The organism is Shinella sp. WSJ-2 (assembly GCF_003432075.1).
Lineage (GTDB): Bacteria > Pseudomonadota > Alphaproteobacteria > Rhizobiales > Rhizobiaceae > Shinella.
In genome coordinates this window covers 108,094-123,946 of record NZ_QWBU01000007.1, presented here as the reverse complement: position 1 = coordinate 123,946, position 15,853 = coordinate 108,094, and the positions used below count along the sequence as shown (strand labels likewise).

Below are 15,853 nucleotides of genomic sequence, written 5' to 3'. Positions count from 1 at the left end.
CCCTTTGCCGGCCTAGTTTCAGTGGAGTAGAAGCGCTTGCAAATCTGTGGGTAACGCGTGCCCCTTCGGAGGTCGGTCATGAAGGAATTCGATATTGCGATCGTCGGTGCAGGCCTCGCCGGCAGCCTTGCGGCACTGGCGCTTTCCGATTCGGGCCGCAGCGTCGCTCTGATCGCCCCACCCGCCCGCGCCAGCGACGGTCGCACGACGGCGCTGATGGACCAGTCTATCGCCTTCCTGAAGGTGCTCGGCCTGTGGGACGATATCGCGCCGCATGCTGCCGCCCTTGAGACCATGCAGATTCTCGACGGCACTGTACGGCTGCTGCGCGCGCCGCCGGTCGCCTTCCGCTCCGGCGAGGTCGGCCTCGCCGCCTTCGGCTACAACATTCCGAATGCGCCCTTCATCGACGTGCTGAACGCCCGCGTTGCGGCGAATGGCAATATTGTGCGCCTGCCGAATGGCGTCACCGCTGCCACCGCCTTCGAAAACGGCGTGGAACTGGCGCTCGACGATGGCGAACGCGTGCTGGCCCGCCTCGTTGTCGGCGCCGATGGCCGCAAGTCAAAGATCCGCGAGAGCGCCGGCATCGATGTTCGCAGTTGGTCCTATCCGCAGGCTGCCCTCGTGCTGAATTTTTCGCATGACCGCCCGCATGGCAACGTCTCCACCGAGTTCCACACGGAGAGCGGCCCCTTCACGCAGGTTCCCCTGCCCGGCCGTCGCTCCAGCCTCGTCTGGGTGCTGCCGCCGAAGGAAGCGGCGCGGCTTCGCGATCTCTCGGACGCAGCGCTCAGCCAGGCCGTCGAAGCGCGCATGCAGTCCATGCTCGGCAAAGTCACCGTCGAGGGTGGCGCGCAGAGCTTCCCGCTCTCGGGCATGACGGCGGATCGCTGCGGCAAGGGCCGCGTCGCGCTCGTCGGGGAGGCCGCACATGCCTTCCCACCCATCGGCGCGCAGGGCCTCAATCTCAGCCTGCGCGACATCATGGCCTTGAAGGAGCTTGTTCAGGCGAGCGAGCCCGCCGCCTATGACGGCATCGGCGAACGTTTCGACCGCAAGCGCCAGGCGGATGTGCGCTCGCGCACTGTCAGCGTCGACCTGCTTAACCGCTCACTTCTGTCGGATTTCCTGCCCGTGCAGTTCCTGCGCTCGGCCGGCCTGCATCTCCTCTCGGCGCTCGGCCCGCTGCGCAGCATCGTCATGCGCGAAGGGATCGAGCCGGGTGGCTCCCTCAAGGCATTTCGCGACACGCTACGGGAACGGGTCGCCCGCAAGCAGGCCTGATTTGATCAGATAAAGCAGGATCGTCACCGTCGCGACGGACAAAACCGTGGTGATGAGGATGGTCGCCGAGGCCCGCTCCTGCCAGACGCCATATTGCTGGCCGATGACGAACACATTGGTCGCGGTCGGCAGAGCGGCGAGCAGCACGGCAGTGAACACCCAGACCGGATCGAAATTGCCGGCAAGCCCCAGCACCAGATACATCGTCACCGGCAGCAGCAGCAGCTTTGCCGGCACGATATAGCCGATCTCGACCGGCACCCGTTTCAACGGACGCAGCGCCAGCGTCACGCCCATAGCGAAGAGCGCACACGGTGCCGCCGCCTGTGCCAGATAATCGATCAGCCGCTGCAAGGGCGTCGGCGCCTCGAAGCCGGCAAAGGCTGCGACGAAACCCGCCGCCGTCGCGATGATAAACGGATGCGTGACGATCTTCTTCACGACGCCGGCGACGATCTGAAATGGCGCCTGCTTTTCCCCGCCGCCCAGCGCCATCAGCGCGGGCGCGACCATGAAATGCAGCATGTTTTCGAAGCAGAAGACCAGTGCCACTGGCACCGCCGCCGGCTCGCCGAAGGCGAGCAGCGCCAGACCCGGCCCCATATAGCCGATATTGCCATAGGCCGCCGCCAGCCCCTGGATCGTAGCCTCACCGACCGTCGCCCGGCGCAGAAACAGCCCGATTGCGAAAATCAGCGCGAAGACCAGATATGTGGCGCTGATATTGGCAACGATGAAATCGACGCGCGTCAGCTGTTCGATCGGCGTCTTCGCCACCAATTTGTAGAACAGCGCCGGCAGCGCGATGTAGATGATGAACGTGTTGAGCCAGCCGAGCGCCTCGACCGGCTGCTTCGTGATCTTTGCGACCACATAGCCCAAGAGGATCATGCCGAAAAACGGCAGGACCAATCCGATGATGTCAGCCATGGGCCGAAGCCTGCTCCCGCTGTCTTCCTAAGACCGTATTCCGGACTAGCCGATTTGCGAGAGAATGGGAAACGTTTGCTGGAACCAGATCGCGACGGCGCTGACATAACCGAAGATGAAGGCAAGGCCGGTCAGGACCAGCAGCACGCCCATGATCTTCTCCACCGTGCCAAGATGACGGCGGAAGCGCGCGAGGAAGCGCATGAAGGCACCGGAAAAGCCGGCCGCGATCCAGAATGGAATGGCAAGGCCGAGCGAGTAAACCGCCAGCAGCGTCGCCCCATCGCCGACGGTCTCGCGCGCCGCTGCAATACCGAGAATGGCCCCCAGCACCGGCCCGATGCAGGGCGTCCAGCCGAAGGCGAAGGCTAGCCCCATGATATAGGCGCCCGACGCCGTGGCGGGCTTGCCGCCGCCCTGGAATCGCGCCTCGCGGGCAAAAAGCCCGATGCGCAGCAGCCCGAGAAAATGCAGGCCCATCAGGATGATGACGACGCCGCCGATCTGCGCGAGCAGGTCGAGATGGCGCCTGAGCACCATGCCGATGGTCGAAGCCCCTGCCCCAAGCGAAACGAAAACAGTTGCAAAGCCCAGCGTGAAGAAAAATGCCGCGAGCAGCACCGCGCCCCGCGTATCACGCCGCACCGCAGCCGCTTCGCCACCACGGAACTGATCGACGGAAATGCCCGCCATATAACAGAGATAAGGCGGCACGAGCGGCAGCACGCAGGGCGACAGGAACGACAGCGCTCCGGCCAGAAGCGCGCTCCACAGGGAAATATCGGCAATCGACAAGAGGCTGCTCCGAGACATCAGGCGGACGGGAGACAAGGCGAAAACCCCGCCCGCCCGCACCGCCGCGAGTGCCCCCTGATAGCCCTCCCGCCCCCCACCTGCCAATCACCTTTTGGAGAACGCGGCGAAATGCAGCAAAACCTGTTTTCTGCCGCATTTTCCGGGTTGACCCGGCAAACCCTCCTGCCTATGTTCCGCGCACTTCTGCGGGGCACCTTATGCCCCCTCGGGAGCGCGTAGCTCAGCCGGTAGAGCAACTGACTTTTAATCAGTAGGTCCAGGGTTCGAATCCCTGCGCGCTCACCACCACTCGTCAGCAGCAAGTATTCGACTCTGTGCTCGACCCAGTCATTGGCTCGCCGATCTCTCCAGTTTGAACCGCCGTATATCTGAAGAACGAGAGTGTGGCGTAATTGCCTGCGTCCCAACTGGGAACCAATCGGTCCCGTCTCCGTTTACAATGAGTCGATGGAGGACAGATCATGGCGATTGAGAACGCGCCTACGGAAACCGGCAAGCAAGGCGGCCGGGGATTGCACAAGGCAACGCGGGCCGAAGAGCGCAAGATCGAGGCCGAAAAAGGGTCGGAGCTGGCAAAGGGCGCCGATCGTTTCGAGGAGCGCTCAAAGAGTTCGGACGGCAAGAGCGCGGGTGAGAAGCAGCGCTCCTGAGACACCGCGTAGAAATGCCCGCGGATTTAGATCCGCAGTCAGCGGAACCGGGCGTGCGATGCGGAGTCAATACACCCTATATTTCAGTAGTCCAAGCGACCAGTTCACGCTGCGGTTTTCTGTGTCGCGCGTCCAGGTCTGCTGAAGCGTCCCGGCGATGTCGGCAATTGTCGTGCGGGCATCGAGTTCCTTTTGCAGACCGTAATCGTTCGGCGCGACCGCGGTGAGATCGACATCGTCGGCCACCACGATCGCGACCAGAACGTTTTCGCTCGGGCCATCGGCCTCGAAATCGAAACCGTAATAGTCGTCCGGGATGGTCAGCGGCGCGTGAGGCGTGAGCGGCGTGATCTTCTTGGCGGCTTCGTTCGGGAAGATCTGCGTCGCCTTGCCGTCCTTGTCTACGTCGTAGAGAATGAGATGGCCGCCGGTGCTGCTCGTCACGGTGATGCGGAAGGGATCGCCGGTGTTCAAGTGGTCTGAGGACAGCGAGAGCTGAACGTCGCCGGCCGGCGGTTTGCCGAGGATGTCGCTGACGGCATCGACCGGATCTGCGGCGACATAGGCCGTCTGCTGGGTGTTCTCGACCTTCACCGGCTCGACCTTGGCGTAATCCGCACTCTGCTGTTGCTGCGAATAGTCCGTCGTCTGCTGCTGCGTCTCGCCGCCGGTCTGCGGCTGTTCATATTGCTGGGTCTGTTGGCCCGCCGTTTCGCCGCCAGCCGGGGTCACCGCGGCCGCGCCCAGCAGCGCGTAGTTGACCTCGAGCTGCGGGTCGAGGCCCTGGCATTGGGTCTGGCTTGCGCAATAGGCCTGCGACTGCTTCTTCACATATTCGAGAAGCTCGGCGTTGGAGACAATGCCATTACCATTGCTGTCGGCGGCGGCTGTCTCGTGGCCATTGACATAGGAGAGCGTGAAGACGCCGTGCCGCTCTTCCGGCGGCAGGCGCGTGTCGTCCCAGGCCACCTGATAGGAGGAGGCCGCGCTCCAGGCCTCCACGCCGTTCTGCTTGACGATATCCGGCTTGTCGACCACGGCGACATCGATGCGCAGGCCGCGGGTCTTCACCGCCTCCACCGGCTTGGCGAACGGGCGCGGCAGGAAGCGCGCGCTTTCCATCACGTCGGAAACCTGCGTCGAGAGCGAACGCGAAATCGTGCCGGAATGGCAGGCGTCGATGACGATCGAGACGGCGCGATCCTTCAGCTTTTCCAGCATTGCGTCGATTTCGTCGTCGAGGATCACATTCGTCCAGTCGCCGTCGCCAGCGGCAATGTCATAGGTCGAGAGCGCTTCGTCGAGCCCATCCTCCTCGTCGCCGCTGACATCCTTCACCTGCAGACCATGGCCGGAAAAATAGAAATAGACGCGGTCGCCCGGCTGCGTGCCCTTGATCAGCCATTCGTCGATACTGGCGAGGATCGAGGCGCGGCTTGCATCCTTATCGAGCAGGACGCGGATCGAATCGGCCGAATAGCCCTGCTTCTCTTTCAGGAGCTTCTCGATCAGCGGCACGTCGTTCTTCGGCCCTTCCAGAAACATCTTTTCCGGCAGCGAGGCATAGGTCCCGATGCCGACGAGAAGCGCGCGGTCGGCAGCCTGCGCCGAAGAGAACAGGCAGAGCGAAAGAAGGAGCGCTGCGGCGTAACGGAGCATCAGAGCGTTTCCCGCGTATAGAGAGGTTGGATGGCCACGCTTGCCTCCTTGCCGTCGAGACGCGTCAGGAGCGCCTGCAACAGGGCGGCGGCGGTGACGTTCTTGTCGGACAGCACCGCGCCGATGGCATCGACCGGTTCGGCGGTCCAGATGGTGATCAGGTGATCGGCGCCGAAGGGTTTGACGACCTCGACATCCGTCAGCTTGAACTCGGAACTGTTGGTGCCCGCCGTCTGCATGTCGAGGAACTGCACCTCGCCCGTATTGGCGAGGTTGAAGACCAGCATATTCGGATAGCGGCCGGGAGGCGCGTCGAAGCGCAGGCGCTGGCCGGCGGCATAGATGTCCTTGACCGGCGTCAGCGAGACCGTGCCGGGGTTCTGGCTCGCCATGGCCTTGAGAAAGTCGAGCAGGATATATTTGTCGACCACCGACTGGATGCGGTCCGCGCCGACATTTTCACCCGCGACGTCGCCGTTCGGCGTGTAGAAAGTACCGCTTGCTACATCCCAGCGGAAGGGCGTGCCCGTGCCGTCAGCCCCCTTGGGCTTTTCGGCATCGCCATCGATCTGGAGCGCGATATTGCCCGTCCAGCCCAGATCCTTGACGCTCTTGATGGTTTTCGGGGTTGAACCGCTATCACCAGTCGTTGTCGTGGTATCGGCCGTGGCGACGGGAATGCCACGCGTCAACGTCACGACGACCTCGTTCTCCGAGCGGGCGACCTGCGGCATGAAGTTCGGCACCTGCAAGGCTTCGGAGCGGTTCTTCACATTGCTAAAGATGTAGTCTTCCAGTTCAATGCGCGTGATGACCCCATTGCCGTCACGGTCGGCACTGCCTTCCACGGCGCGGGCAAAGCTCCAGCTCAGCGCGCCGCGCGGTTCGCCGTCGATGATGACCTCCGGTGTCGGCTGGCTTTCCAGCGAGGCGGCCAGTACCGTCACCTGCTTGAAATTGACCTCCTTGAGGTTCGCACCGGCAATCGCCTCCTGCGATGGCGGCGCGAGCTTGACGGTCACAGCCGGCGCGAGACGCGTCTTGCCCTTGATCGAACGGCTCATGCCGCCGGAAAAGCAACTGTCGGAGACGAAGAGCACATGCACGCCCTTGGTTTCGGCTTCCCCGAACCATTCGTTCATTTCGTTATCGACGATGATTTCCTTGAAGGTCTCCTGGAAACGGTTGCGGTCGAAACCCGGCAGCTGGAGGAATTCGTCGAGCCCGTCGGCCTCGTCGCCGGGGATCAGTTCCGGCATCTGCGCGCCGTGGCCGGCATAGGTGAAGATGATCGTATCGCCCGCCGCCGCCTCGGCCACCATGTCGGTCCAGGCCTTGCGGATATCGTCCTTGCGCGCTTCGGCATTGGTGAATTTCTTCACGGTGAAGCCGGCGGCGCTCATCGATGCATAGACGTCCTCCGCATCGCGCACCGCGCCGTCGAGGCTGACCTCATAGGGATATTCGTCGACGCCGACGACGAGCGCATAGGTTTGCGCCGCGAAAGCCGGCAGCGGCAGGGCCGCCGTCAGGGAAAGCGCCAGCAGACGGGGCAGCAGCCTTTTCATTGCACATCCACTTCCACGCGGCGGTTCAACTGGTTCAGCGTCTCCGTATCATAGGCGCTGGCATCGTCAGGCTTGAAGGGCTCGTCCTCGCCCTTGCCGACCGTGGTGATCGTGCCGGCATAGCCGGCATCGTAGAGGTAGGTCTTCAGCGCATCGGCGCGGGCGAGCGAAAGCTTGTAGTTCGCCTCCGCCGAGCCGACCGGGTCGGTATGGCCGATCAGCTGGATCGCGGCGGGCTTGACGGCCTTCAGACATTCCGCGACATCCTTTGCGGCCTCGATGCCCTCGGGCGTGAAATCGGCGGTGCCGAAGACATAGCGCACCGGGGTCGATTTCTTCTTGATCGTCACGCCGCGGAAGGAGACCTTGCAGCCGCCGCGCATGGCAAGCTTCACCGGGCGCGGCGCGGCAAGGCGCATTTCGCCGGCGAGCCGGTCGAGGCGGCGAATATAGTCCTCGTCGGGCGCCATCCAGTCGGGCGTCAGCGTCGTGTTGGAACCGTCTTCCAACGCGATTTGATAGAGCTTGGCCGCCTCCTCGTAGTCCTTGCGCTCACGGGCGAGATCGCCTAGCGCATCGAACACCTGCCAGGGGCCGCCATACTTCTTCTGGAGCGCCTCCAGGTCCCCACGATGATCGTCCAGCCGCCCGCCGTTTCCGACGTCCCTGGCAATGCGATTGAATGACGTCAGGGCTGCGACGCGGCCGACGAGCGTGCGCTCGTTGGCGCTGCAATTGGCGGTGCCGGCGGTCTCGGCAATCGACTCGGCCTTCTGCTCGTCGCCGGCATTGAACGCCTCGATGACACCGGTAAAGGCATCGCAGGCCGCTGCGGCCGGAGCAGCACCAGCCAGTACGAAGAGTGTCGCTGCCAGAGATCGCATCAGCATTTTCAGTTCAGTCCTCATGTCCTCTTGAAACGAACAGACAGGGGCCCGGAAGGCCCCTGCCCCTGTCATCACTTGATTTCGAACGTCACCATCTGGAGACCGCTCGCGCCGTTGTCCTGCTCGGCCTGCTTGGCCAGATTGACGGCGATACCCTTAGTCGTCGGCAGCTTGGAGGCGGCCGCCAGCTGCTTGGCCTTCTCCGCCGTCATTCGCTGGTCGCCAAGCCCGCCGATGCGGCAGAAAGCAATCATCGTCTCGCCGGGCGACGGCGAATCGAAAGTCAGGTTACCAGAACCCGGCTGCGGAATAAGACGGCTTTCACCGGCATTCAGCGTCGTGTTGCCGATCATCACGTCGGGGATGATTTCGACATTGCCGGTATCCTCGACATACATCACCTGGAGCTCGCAGCTATAGTTGGTGCTGAGCTCGAAGCTGAGATAATCGCCGACCTTAGCGGAGGTGCTGGGCACCTTGAGCGCCAGTTTCACCTTCTCCTCCTGCGCCTTGTCATCCTGCTTGTAGGCGGGAGCGACATAGGTCGTGTTGGTCTGGGTGGCATATTGATCGGTGTTGGCCACCTGCCCTTCGGTCGATTGCGGCTGCTGATACTGGGTGTTGTTCGTCGTGTTCGCGGCCCCCTCTTCCGGATTGACACCGCGCTTGAGCGGGTCGAGCTGGAGGAGCGGCTGCAGCATGAAGGCATATTGTTCCTCGACCTCGTTGCGCGGGATCGTGGCGCCGGCCTCCAGCGTCGCCACCCAGTCGAGACCGATGCGCAGGGCATCGACGTCGGTCAGGCGACGGATGTCGGAGGAGAACTGTTCCGGCGTCATGTCGAACTCGGCCGCCAGCTGCTCGAAGTTCAGCTCGTCTTCGTACTGGTCGGCGAAGTAGGTAAAGATCTCCGCACCACCAGGCGCCTTCAGACCCGTTTTGCCGCCACCGGAGGTCGGCTCGGTAATGCCGAGGCGATCGAGCGCGCTGACGAAGCGGTCGGTGTCGCGCTTGTAGACCTCGTTCAGCTCCTCCTGCGGCACATAGATGGCGAGCAGCTCATCCTGCTGGTCCTTGGAGAACAGCGTGGAGGTCTCGATATGCTCGCGCAGCTGGTCGCGCTTGGACAGGATGCCGTCGAAGTGACAGTCGAAGCACGAGCGGGCATTGATGATCTCGACACCCTTGCCGATCGGCCGCTTGCGGAAGGAGACGATCGTCGTCGGGCCGACATTGAGCTGGTCGCCCTTGTTGGTCGAGAGATAGTAGCCCTGCAGGCCGTTGGGGAGAGAGAAGATCATCTCGCCGCCATCATGCTCGAAGGGCAGCAGACCGGCTTTCAGCTGCACGCCGTCCGGACCCGCCGGGAAGCGTTTCAGCACCTGGCGGCCGAGATCGCCGGCAAAGTCGTAGGACTTCCAATAATAACCGCCGAAGGGCATGTCGTGCCGTTCCAGCATGCGGTTGTGGTCGGACACGCCGGAGGAACCATCGGCAAAACCGGCGCGCACGATGCGGCGGCGTTCGATGTTCTGGTTGACGTTGACCCCGAAGCGATGTTCGAGCTCGCTGATATTGGTCGGCAGCTTCATGAGGCGGTTATAGACCTTCGGCCGGGCGCCGTTGCTCATGAACCAGTCGACACGCATGATTGGCAGCGTCGTCTGCGTCGCCTTGGCAAGGGCGTGCAGCGTTGCGTTGCTCGCCGGATCAACGCCGTAGAAATACTCGTTGATCAGGAAGTCATAGTCTTCCTGGCTCCACTCGAGGTCGCGCAGATCGACGCGGACGAGCAGGCCATCCGAACCCTCGACTTCCTCGGGAAGCACGAGTTCCGGGCCGTAGGACAGCGAGTTGATGAGCTTCTTGAAGCCGCCGGCCAGAACCTTCATACGCTTCAGGAAGGTGTCATGCGTCTCGCAGCTCATCATGCCGTTATATTGGTCGCGATAGCTGAAATAGCGCATGAAGGGCTGGTCGTGTTCATCGACCTTTGAGATGTCTTGCAACGCAAGATCGACGAAATCGAGATATTTCAGCATCGGCCGCGAGCGCTTGACCTGGGTCGCCGACACCGCCGTCGGAATGGCCGACTGGCTGAGCGAGTTGATCCAGTTGGCAAGGCCCTGCACTTCGGCATCATCGGGACGCTTGCCGAGCGGCATGCGGCCGCTGGTGACGCTGGTATAGAGCAGCGACTTGGAGGCATCGCCTGGTGTTACGAAAGCCGGGTTGGCGGCAATCGAAGCGAGATCGCCAGACGGGAACGAGCCTTGCGAGCTTTCTCCCGGACCATGGCAGTTGCGGCAATATTTGCCGATGAAGGCATCGGCCGCAGACGCGAATTCCGCGCTGCCGCCACCGGCCGAAAGCGCGCTTTCGGCGGTCGCCTCGCTGCAGACGGGCGCGGTGCTGGTCTCGACCGGCGTCACCTTCACCTCGCGGTCGGCGAGGAAGGCGTACATCGCCTGCTTGTCCTCGTCCGACAGTGTCGAAAGGCCCTGCGCGATGCGGCGCATGACCGGATCGGAGAGCGGCGAACCGGAAAGCTTCTTGCCCTCCTCGATCAGCCCCTTGGTGAACACCTCATGCGAAGCAAGGCCACCCATGCGGGCCTTGGTGATATCGGGCGCGACGGCGCCGGTCAGGCCTTTTTCACCCTCGTAGGCGCGGGTCAGGTCGAGACCGTAGGTCGTGGTGCGCGGGGTGTGGCAGTCGCCGCAGCCGCCGACATTCTCGACCAGGTAGCGGCCGCGCTCCATCTGCGTCTCTTCGCGCGGCTGGTAGGCCTGCACGACGAAATGGCTACGCTTCCAGAGCGTGATCGTCGTCTGTCGGCTGAAGGGGAACGCGATCTCGTGTTCCTTCGAAGCCGCATCGGACTGCGGCAGCGTGTCAATATAGGCCTTGATGTCGAGCACGTCTTCCGGCTTCATCCCGCCATAGGACGTGTAGGGCATGACCGGATAGAGATTGTCGCCGTCCTTCTTGAGGCCGACCATCACGGCGTTGAGGAAGTCCGCATTGGACCAGCCGCCGATACCGTTCGGATGGGCGGAAATGTTCGGTGCGAAGAACTTGCCGATCGCCGTTTGCATTTCCATGCCGCCCGACAGCAGTTCCATGTTGTCGCCGGAGCCGTGGCAGGCGCCGCAGCCGGCCGCGCCGAACAGGATCTTGCCGTTGTCGACATTCGCCTTATAGGTGCCGAAGGCATCCGGCGCGAACTGATCTATGGCGAAGGCCCCGGCGGGACAGAACACCGCGAGCGTCAGACCGAGGGCGGCGGCAAGGCGGCTGATCGGCCGCGAAAGTAATGTGTTGAACACGCGCATGGCTTGTTCCCTTCGCTCCAAGAGGCCGGCGAGCCGGCTGGAAATTCAAACAATCTCGACAATTCCGGATGCAGAACCGCTTTGCAGTTTCTTCGGTAACTGTCCTATCGAAATTCGAAACGTTCGAACTCGACGCGCCGCGGGGGCTTGCCGAGTTCCCTCAATCCCTTTTCGATCGCCAGCCGCAAGGGCGGCGGGCCGCAGAACCACAGGTCTGCCTCGGCCGGGTTCATGCTGGTGCCGGATACGAGCTTCGAGGCGTCGAAGCGCCCGTCGGTCGCCGAATTGTGCAGGACGAAGCTGAAATTGCCGAGCTTCTCGGCCTGGGCGCGGAACGTATCGAGGCCGATCGCCTCCGCCCCGTCGCGCACGCAATAGACCATATGGATATCCTGCCCCTCGTCGCCCCTCAGCCGGCTCGCCATGGCTAGGAACGGCGTGACGCCGATGCCGCCGGCAAGCCAGATCTGCTTCTTGCCACCGCGCTTGTGGTTGAAATGCCCGTAACCGCCCTCGAGCGTCAGCGCATCGCCAACCGCCACGCCTTCACGCAAGGCTTTGGTATAGTCGCCGAGCGGCTTGATCGCGAAACGCACGGAGCCGTCCTCGTCTATGCCGGCGATGGTGAAGGGGTGCGGCTCGCGCAGGCCCGGCTTGTTGACCCGGAAGAAGCCGAACTGGCCCGGCGTCGCGCGCAGCTTCCCATTGATGGGGCGCGCCGAAATGATCGTCGCCCCATCGTGTTTTTCGACATTCACCACCTCGTAGCGCCGGGTGCGTAGCCATGGCAGGAGTTGCGTATAGGCATAGCTGACGATGCCGATCAGCGCGAAAATGTTGAGATAGGTCGCGAGAAACGCCGTGCCGTCATAGGGCCGCTTGATGAACATCTGGTGGAAAGCGACGAGCACGAAGAGCAGGCCGATGAAGCGGTGCGTGATGCGCCAATACTGATAGGGAATCTGGAAACGCGTCTTCGGGATGATCTTCACGAGGCTGAAGATAAGCAGGAAGACGAAGCCGTAGAAGGCCCACTCCCCCGCCGTCTTGGCAAGCACGTTGAGGCCGCTCGTCACCGACAGGCCCTGGAAGTCGGGTGCGATGAAATAATGAAACAGGATAAGACAGAGCACCGCGATGCCGATCTTGCGGTGGAACTGGTAGATGCGGTCAAGCCCGCCGAACAGTTTCTCCACGACGGGCGGACGTGTTGCCATGAACTGAGCGATCGCCATCGCGACGAAGGCCATGGATGAGGCCATGAGGGAAAAGGTCGTCCCCGCATTGGTATGACTGACAGCCGGCACCGCCAGAAGGCCGGCGAAGACGATCAGAAGTGTCGCGACGATGGAACCCGCAGTCACGTATGCCCCCACAATGCAAACTGGACGGTCCGAATGTCAGGGCATGCTGGCAAGGCCCATGTCGTTCGTCAACCGTAATCCTCCTATCGACGGGTGGGCTGACGGCTTTATTCGGGTACATATACGGGGAGGCCATGTCGCGGCTGACAACGCCGCGAAAAATCACTAAAATGGCAATGGAATAAAATAGATAATGCCGGAACACAGTCGGTCCGGACTATGCTCATTCATAGAGGCGCCTGATATCCTCGCGAGCCTTTTCGGCAAGAGGATGATCGGGGTGCCGTGCGATGAAAAGCTCAAGACCTTCTCGTGTGCCTCGGCCTTTCAGGCGAGCATATTCAGATTCGATGATTTTTTCCGGATCGCCTGGTTTTTGCATGACTACACGCGTGACCGTTTCATGTACTGCGGTGGGAATCTGCGACCAGATGGTCCAGCCGACATTGTTAAAACCCATAGTAAATAGCGCCAAAAAAATCCCGAATAGCATGATGATCTCGCGCGTCTTTTGAACGACTAATATGGTAATGTATCGTCACTAAGGCCTTTTTGGGAAGCCTGCCGATTCCGAAAGCAGGAGCCCATCACTTCTGGAGGGAAATATGTCGGGCTCTGCAACACCTACAAAAACGGTTGATGCTACCGGGTCAATCTTTGTCGATTCTGTGCTTGTTGGAACAGGCTGGAGCAGCTCTACGGTTACATATGCATTTCCAACCCTGGCATCCGACTATAGCTATTCGAAATACGACAGCGGCTTCAACACAGTTACTACGCAGCAGAAGAACGCCGCCCTGTTTGCAATGGAGAAATCCTTTGGAAGAACCGCTAATGACGGTTTCTCTGTTGAAGGTTTTACCAATCTGAACTTCACTCAGGGCAATTCGACAAATGCGACATTTCGCTTCGCGGAATCCAGCGTGCCAAGCACGGCGGAAGTTGCCGATTTTCCGGGCAGCCTAATCACGACGTCGGATACCGCTGACGATGGTGATATCTGGTTCGGCACGGCCTATGTCGGCACAATCTACGACATGCGCACACCTGTGGCCGGCAACTATGCATGGCACACGCTGATCCATGAATTGGGGCACGCATTGGGGCTGAAGCACGCGCAGGAAAATCTCGTCTACGGCCAAATGCCGGATGAGACGAACAGTGTCGAATTTACGGTCATGAGTTATCGAAGCTACGTCGGTGATACCGGCGGAACCTATGTCTACGAGGAATTCGGCGCGCCGCAGACATTCATGATGGCTGATATTGCCGCTCTCCAACATATGTATGGTGCGGATTATTCCACCAATTCCGGTACCACAGTCTACAAATGGACCCCCGGGAGCGGCAACACTCTCGTCAACGGCGAGGTTGCCATTGCCCCTGGTGCGAACCGCATTTTTGCAACGGTGTGGGATGGCGGTGGCAATGACACCTACGATCTCAGCGCCTACACCACGACCTTGAACATCGACCTTCGTCCGGGAAAATACTCCGTCTTCAGCGCAATCCAACTTGCCAATCTCGGCGGCGGCCCGAATGACGGTTTTGCACGGGGCAACATTTTCAACGCCCTGCTTTTCAAAGGCGATCTTCGCTCGCTTATTGAGAATGCCATAGGCGGCAGCGGTAGTGACACGATCAAGGGCAACCAAGGCGCCAATGCACTTTCCGGCAACGGAGGGGCGGACAAGCTCTTCGGTTTCGACGGCAACGATACCCTGAATGGTGGGGCTAGCGGTGATACGCTCGACGGGGGCAACGGCAATGACACTCTGCGCGGTGGCGCGGGCGCCGACATTCTGAAAGGTGGCGCAGGGACAGACACGGCATCGTATTCGGACGCGACGAAGGGCGTTGTCGCCAGCCTGCTCAAGCCGGCTGACAATACGAATGATGCTGCCGGAGATACCTATTCATCCATCGAGAATCTGACCGGTACGAAGTTCGCTGACAAGCTGACCGGCAATTCCGCAAACAATGTCCTCAATGGAGGCAACGGTGTCGATACGCTCACTGGCGGCGCTGGCAACGATACGCTGAACGGTGGCTTGGGCGGTGACAAGCTGATCGGCGGGACGGGCGTCGATACCGCGACCTATGTGAACGCGACAATCGGTGTGACGGCGAGCCTCGCAAATGCCGGTCTCAACACGAATGAGGCCAAGGGCGACACCTATTCCGGCATCGAAAACCTCTTTGGCAGCGCCTTCGGCGACAAGCTCACAGGCAATACCGGCGAAAACAAGCTTACCGGCTACAAGGGCAACGACACCCTCACCGGCGGAAGCGGAGCAGATATTTTCGTCTTCGCGGCAGGTTATGGGCGGGATACGATCACCGATTTCAAGAACAACGAGGACAATATCGATCTCCAGTCCTACAATTTCTCGTCGGTAAGCTCGGTTCTCAGCAAGGCTGTAACGGTCGGCGACAACGTCGAAATTCGCCTGACCAGCACCGATGTCATCGTTTTGAAGAATTTCGTCAAAGCGAGCCTGGACGCCAGCGATTTCATTCTCTGAAAACAACTCAGAAGCTTCATACAGGCCGGGAGAAATCCCGGCCTTTTGTTTGTCGGAAAGTGTCGCAGATCCAAGTCGCGCCTTCCGCCAAGCCGCCTCCACCTCACTGATATATGAGTTGATTTGCTATTCCAAACGCGACGTGCGAGCATGTGATATATCAACTGGATTCGCGGAATGACGGAAACGGCGGCCTCGCAGGCCCACCTCGCCTATCTCGCCCTCGAAGGCCTGATCGTCACGCTCAAGCTGAAACCCGGCTCGATGGTCACCGAGCGGCAGTTGATCGACCTTGCCGAGCATGGCCGTACGCCGGTGCGGGAGGCCATTCAGAAGCTCGAATGGCAGGGATTGATTGCGGTGCGGCCCCGTGCGGGGCTGCAGATCACGCCGATACAGGCGCAGGACCACATCCAGGTCATGGCGGCGCGCCGGCAGCTGGAGCCGCTAGCTGCTGATCTCGTCGCCCGCCATGCCAGCGAGGAACATCGCGAACGGCTTGTCGAATGTGCGCAGAGCATGACGGCCTGCTCGATCCGCTCCGATCTCGAAGGCTTTCTCGCGGCCGACAAGGTGTTTGACGAAATCCTCGAGGAAGCATGCCCCAACCGCTTCCTGACCGGCGCGCTCGCGCCCTTGCAAACCCACGCCCGCCGGCTGTGGTTTGCCCGCGCCGACAACCGCCACATGGACCGGTCCGTGGATCTCCACGTCAAGGTCATCCGCTCCATCCGCAACGCGGACGGCCAGGCGGCCTCGGAGGCAATGACCGACCTCATCGACTGCCTCTCGCCCTGAAACAGAAAGAGCGGCTCGAAGGCCGCCCTTTTCA

12 protein-coding genes and 1 tRNA gene are annotated in these 15,853 nt (G+C 61.4%); 5 read left to right on the top strand and 8 right to left on the bottom strand.

Translation table 11 applies throughout. The features are described 5' to 3' along the window. The first annotated feature begins 78 nt into the window (after positions 1–78). Positions 79–1,287, top strand: coding sequence for a UbiH/UbiF family hydroxylase (locus D0Y60_RS16655; RefSeq protein WP_117371089.1), 1,209 nt, complete (start codon positions 79–81; stop codon positions 1,285–1,287). On the opposite strand, the gene D0Y60_RS16650 is transcribed toward D0Y60_RS16655, so the two are convergent. Together D0Y60_RS16650 and D0Y60_RS16645 are read right to left on the bottom strand one after the other, a co-directional pair. Continuing rightward, positions 1,255–2,217, bottom strand: a complete 963-nt coding sequence (locus D0Y60_RS16650; RefSeq protein ID WP_117371088.1) for an AEC family transporter — start codon at positions 2,215–2,217, stop codon at positions 1,255–1,257. The two genes, D0Y60_RS16655 and D0Y60_RS16650, sit on opposite strands and share 33 nt — an antisense overlap. Before the next feature lie 45 nt (positions 2,218–2,262). Next, positions 2,263–3,012 (bottom strand): cytochrome c biogenesis CcdA family protein, encoded by a 750-nt coding sequence (locus D0Y60_RS16645; RefSeq protein WP_117371087.1) that lies wholly within the window; start codon positions 3,010–3,012, stop codon positions 2,263–2,265. Positions 3,013–3,242: 230 nt separating this feature from the next. Here D0Y60_RS16645 and D0Y60_RS16640 point away from each other — a divergent pair. Further along, a tRNA-Lys gene (locus tag D0Y60_RS16640) sits at positions 3,243–3,318 on the top strand. A gap of 176 nt (positions 3,319–3,494) precedes the next feature. Then, on the top strand, positions 3,495–3,683 hold the full coding sequence (locus tag D0Y60_RS16635; RefSeq protein WP_117371086.1) for a hypothetical protein: 189 nt from the start codon (positions 3,495–3,497) through the stop codon (positions 3,681–3,683). Between the two features lie 66 nt (positions 3,684–3,749). Here D0Y60_RS16635 and D0Y60_RS16630 read toward each other — a convergent pair whose 3' ends face one another. The 6 genes from D0Y60_RS16630 to D0Y60_RS24630 all read right to left on the bottom strand — a co-directional run bounded on the left by D0Y60_RS16630 (position 3,750) and on the right by D0Y60_RS24630 (position 12,989). Next, positions 3,750–5,342 (bottom strand): caspase family protein, encoded by a 1,593-nt coding sequence (locus D0Y60_RS16630; RefSeq protein WP_117371085.1) that lies wholly within the window; start codon positions 5,340–5,342, stop codon positions 3,750–3,752. Next, a complete protein-coding gene (locus tag D0Y60_RS16625) occupies positions 5,342–6,910 on the bottom strand; it encodes a caspase family protein (protein ID WP_117371084.1) in 1,569 nt (522 codons plus the stop codon). Before D0Y60_RS16625 ends, D0Y60_RS16630 begins: the two co-directional genes overlap by 1 nt. Beyond that, positions 6,907–7,794, bottom strand: a complete 888-nt coding sequence (locus D0Y60_RS16620) for an OmpA family protein (RefSeq protein WP_158565501.1) — start codon at positions 7,792–7,794, stop codon at positions 6,907–6,909. Before D0Y60_RS16620 ends, D0Y60_RS16625 begins: the two co-directional genes overlap by 4 nt. 74 nt (positions 7,795–7,868) lie before the next feature. After that, complete coding sequence (locus D0Y60_RS16615; RefSeq protein ID WP_117371082.1) at positions 7,869–11,132, bottom strand: c-type cytochrome; 3,264 nt, start codon at positions 11,130–11,132, stop codon at positions 7,869–7,871. Between the two features lie 104 nt (positions 11,133–11,236). Beyond that, on the bottom strand, positions 11,237–12,496 hold the full coding sequence (locus D0Y60_RS16610) for a ferric reductase-like transmembrane domain-containing protein (RefSeq protein ID WP_117371081.1): 1,260 nt from the start codon (positions 12,494–12,496) through the stop codon (positions 11,237–11,239). A 223-nt stretch (positions 12,497–12,719) separates the two neighbouring features. Beyond that, entirely contained in the window at positions 12,720–12,989 is a 270-nt protein-coding gene (locus D0Y60_RS24630) for a hypothetical protein (protein ID WP_147324533.1), read from the bottom strand. Between the two features lie 112 nt (positions 12,990–13,101). Here D0Y60_RS24630 and D0Y60_RS25225 point away from each other — a divergent pair, with 112 nt between their 5' ends. Together D0Y60_RS25225 and D0Y60_RS16595 are read left to right on the top strand one after the other, a co-directional pair. Next, on the top strand, positions 13,102–15,021 hold the full coding sequence (locus D0Y60_RS25225) for a M10 family metallopeptidase (protein WP_117371079.1): 1,920 nt from the start codon (positions 13,102–13,104) through the stop codon (positions 15,019–15,021). A gap of 177 nt (positions 15,022–15,198) precedes the next feature. Beyond that, positions 15,199–15,819 (top strand): GntR family transcriptional regulator, encoded by a 621-nt coding sequence (locus tag D0Y60_RS16595; protein ID WP_117371078.1) that lies wholly within the window; start codon positions 15,199–15,201, stop codon positions 15,817–15,819. The last annotated feature ends 34 nt before the right edge of the window (positions 15,820–15,853 follow it).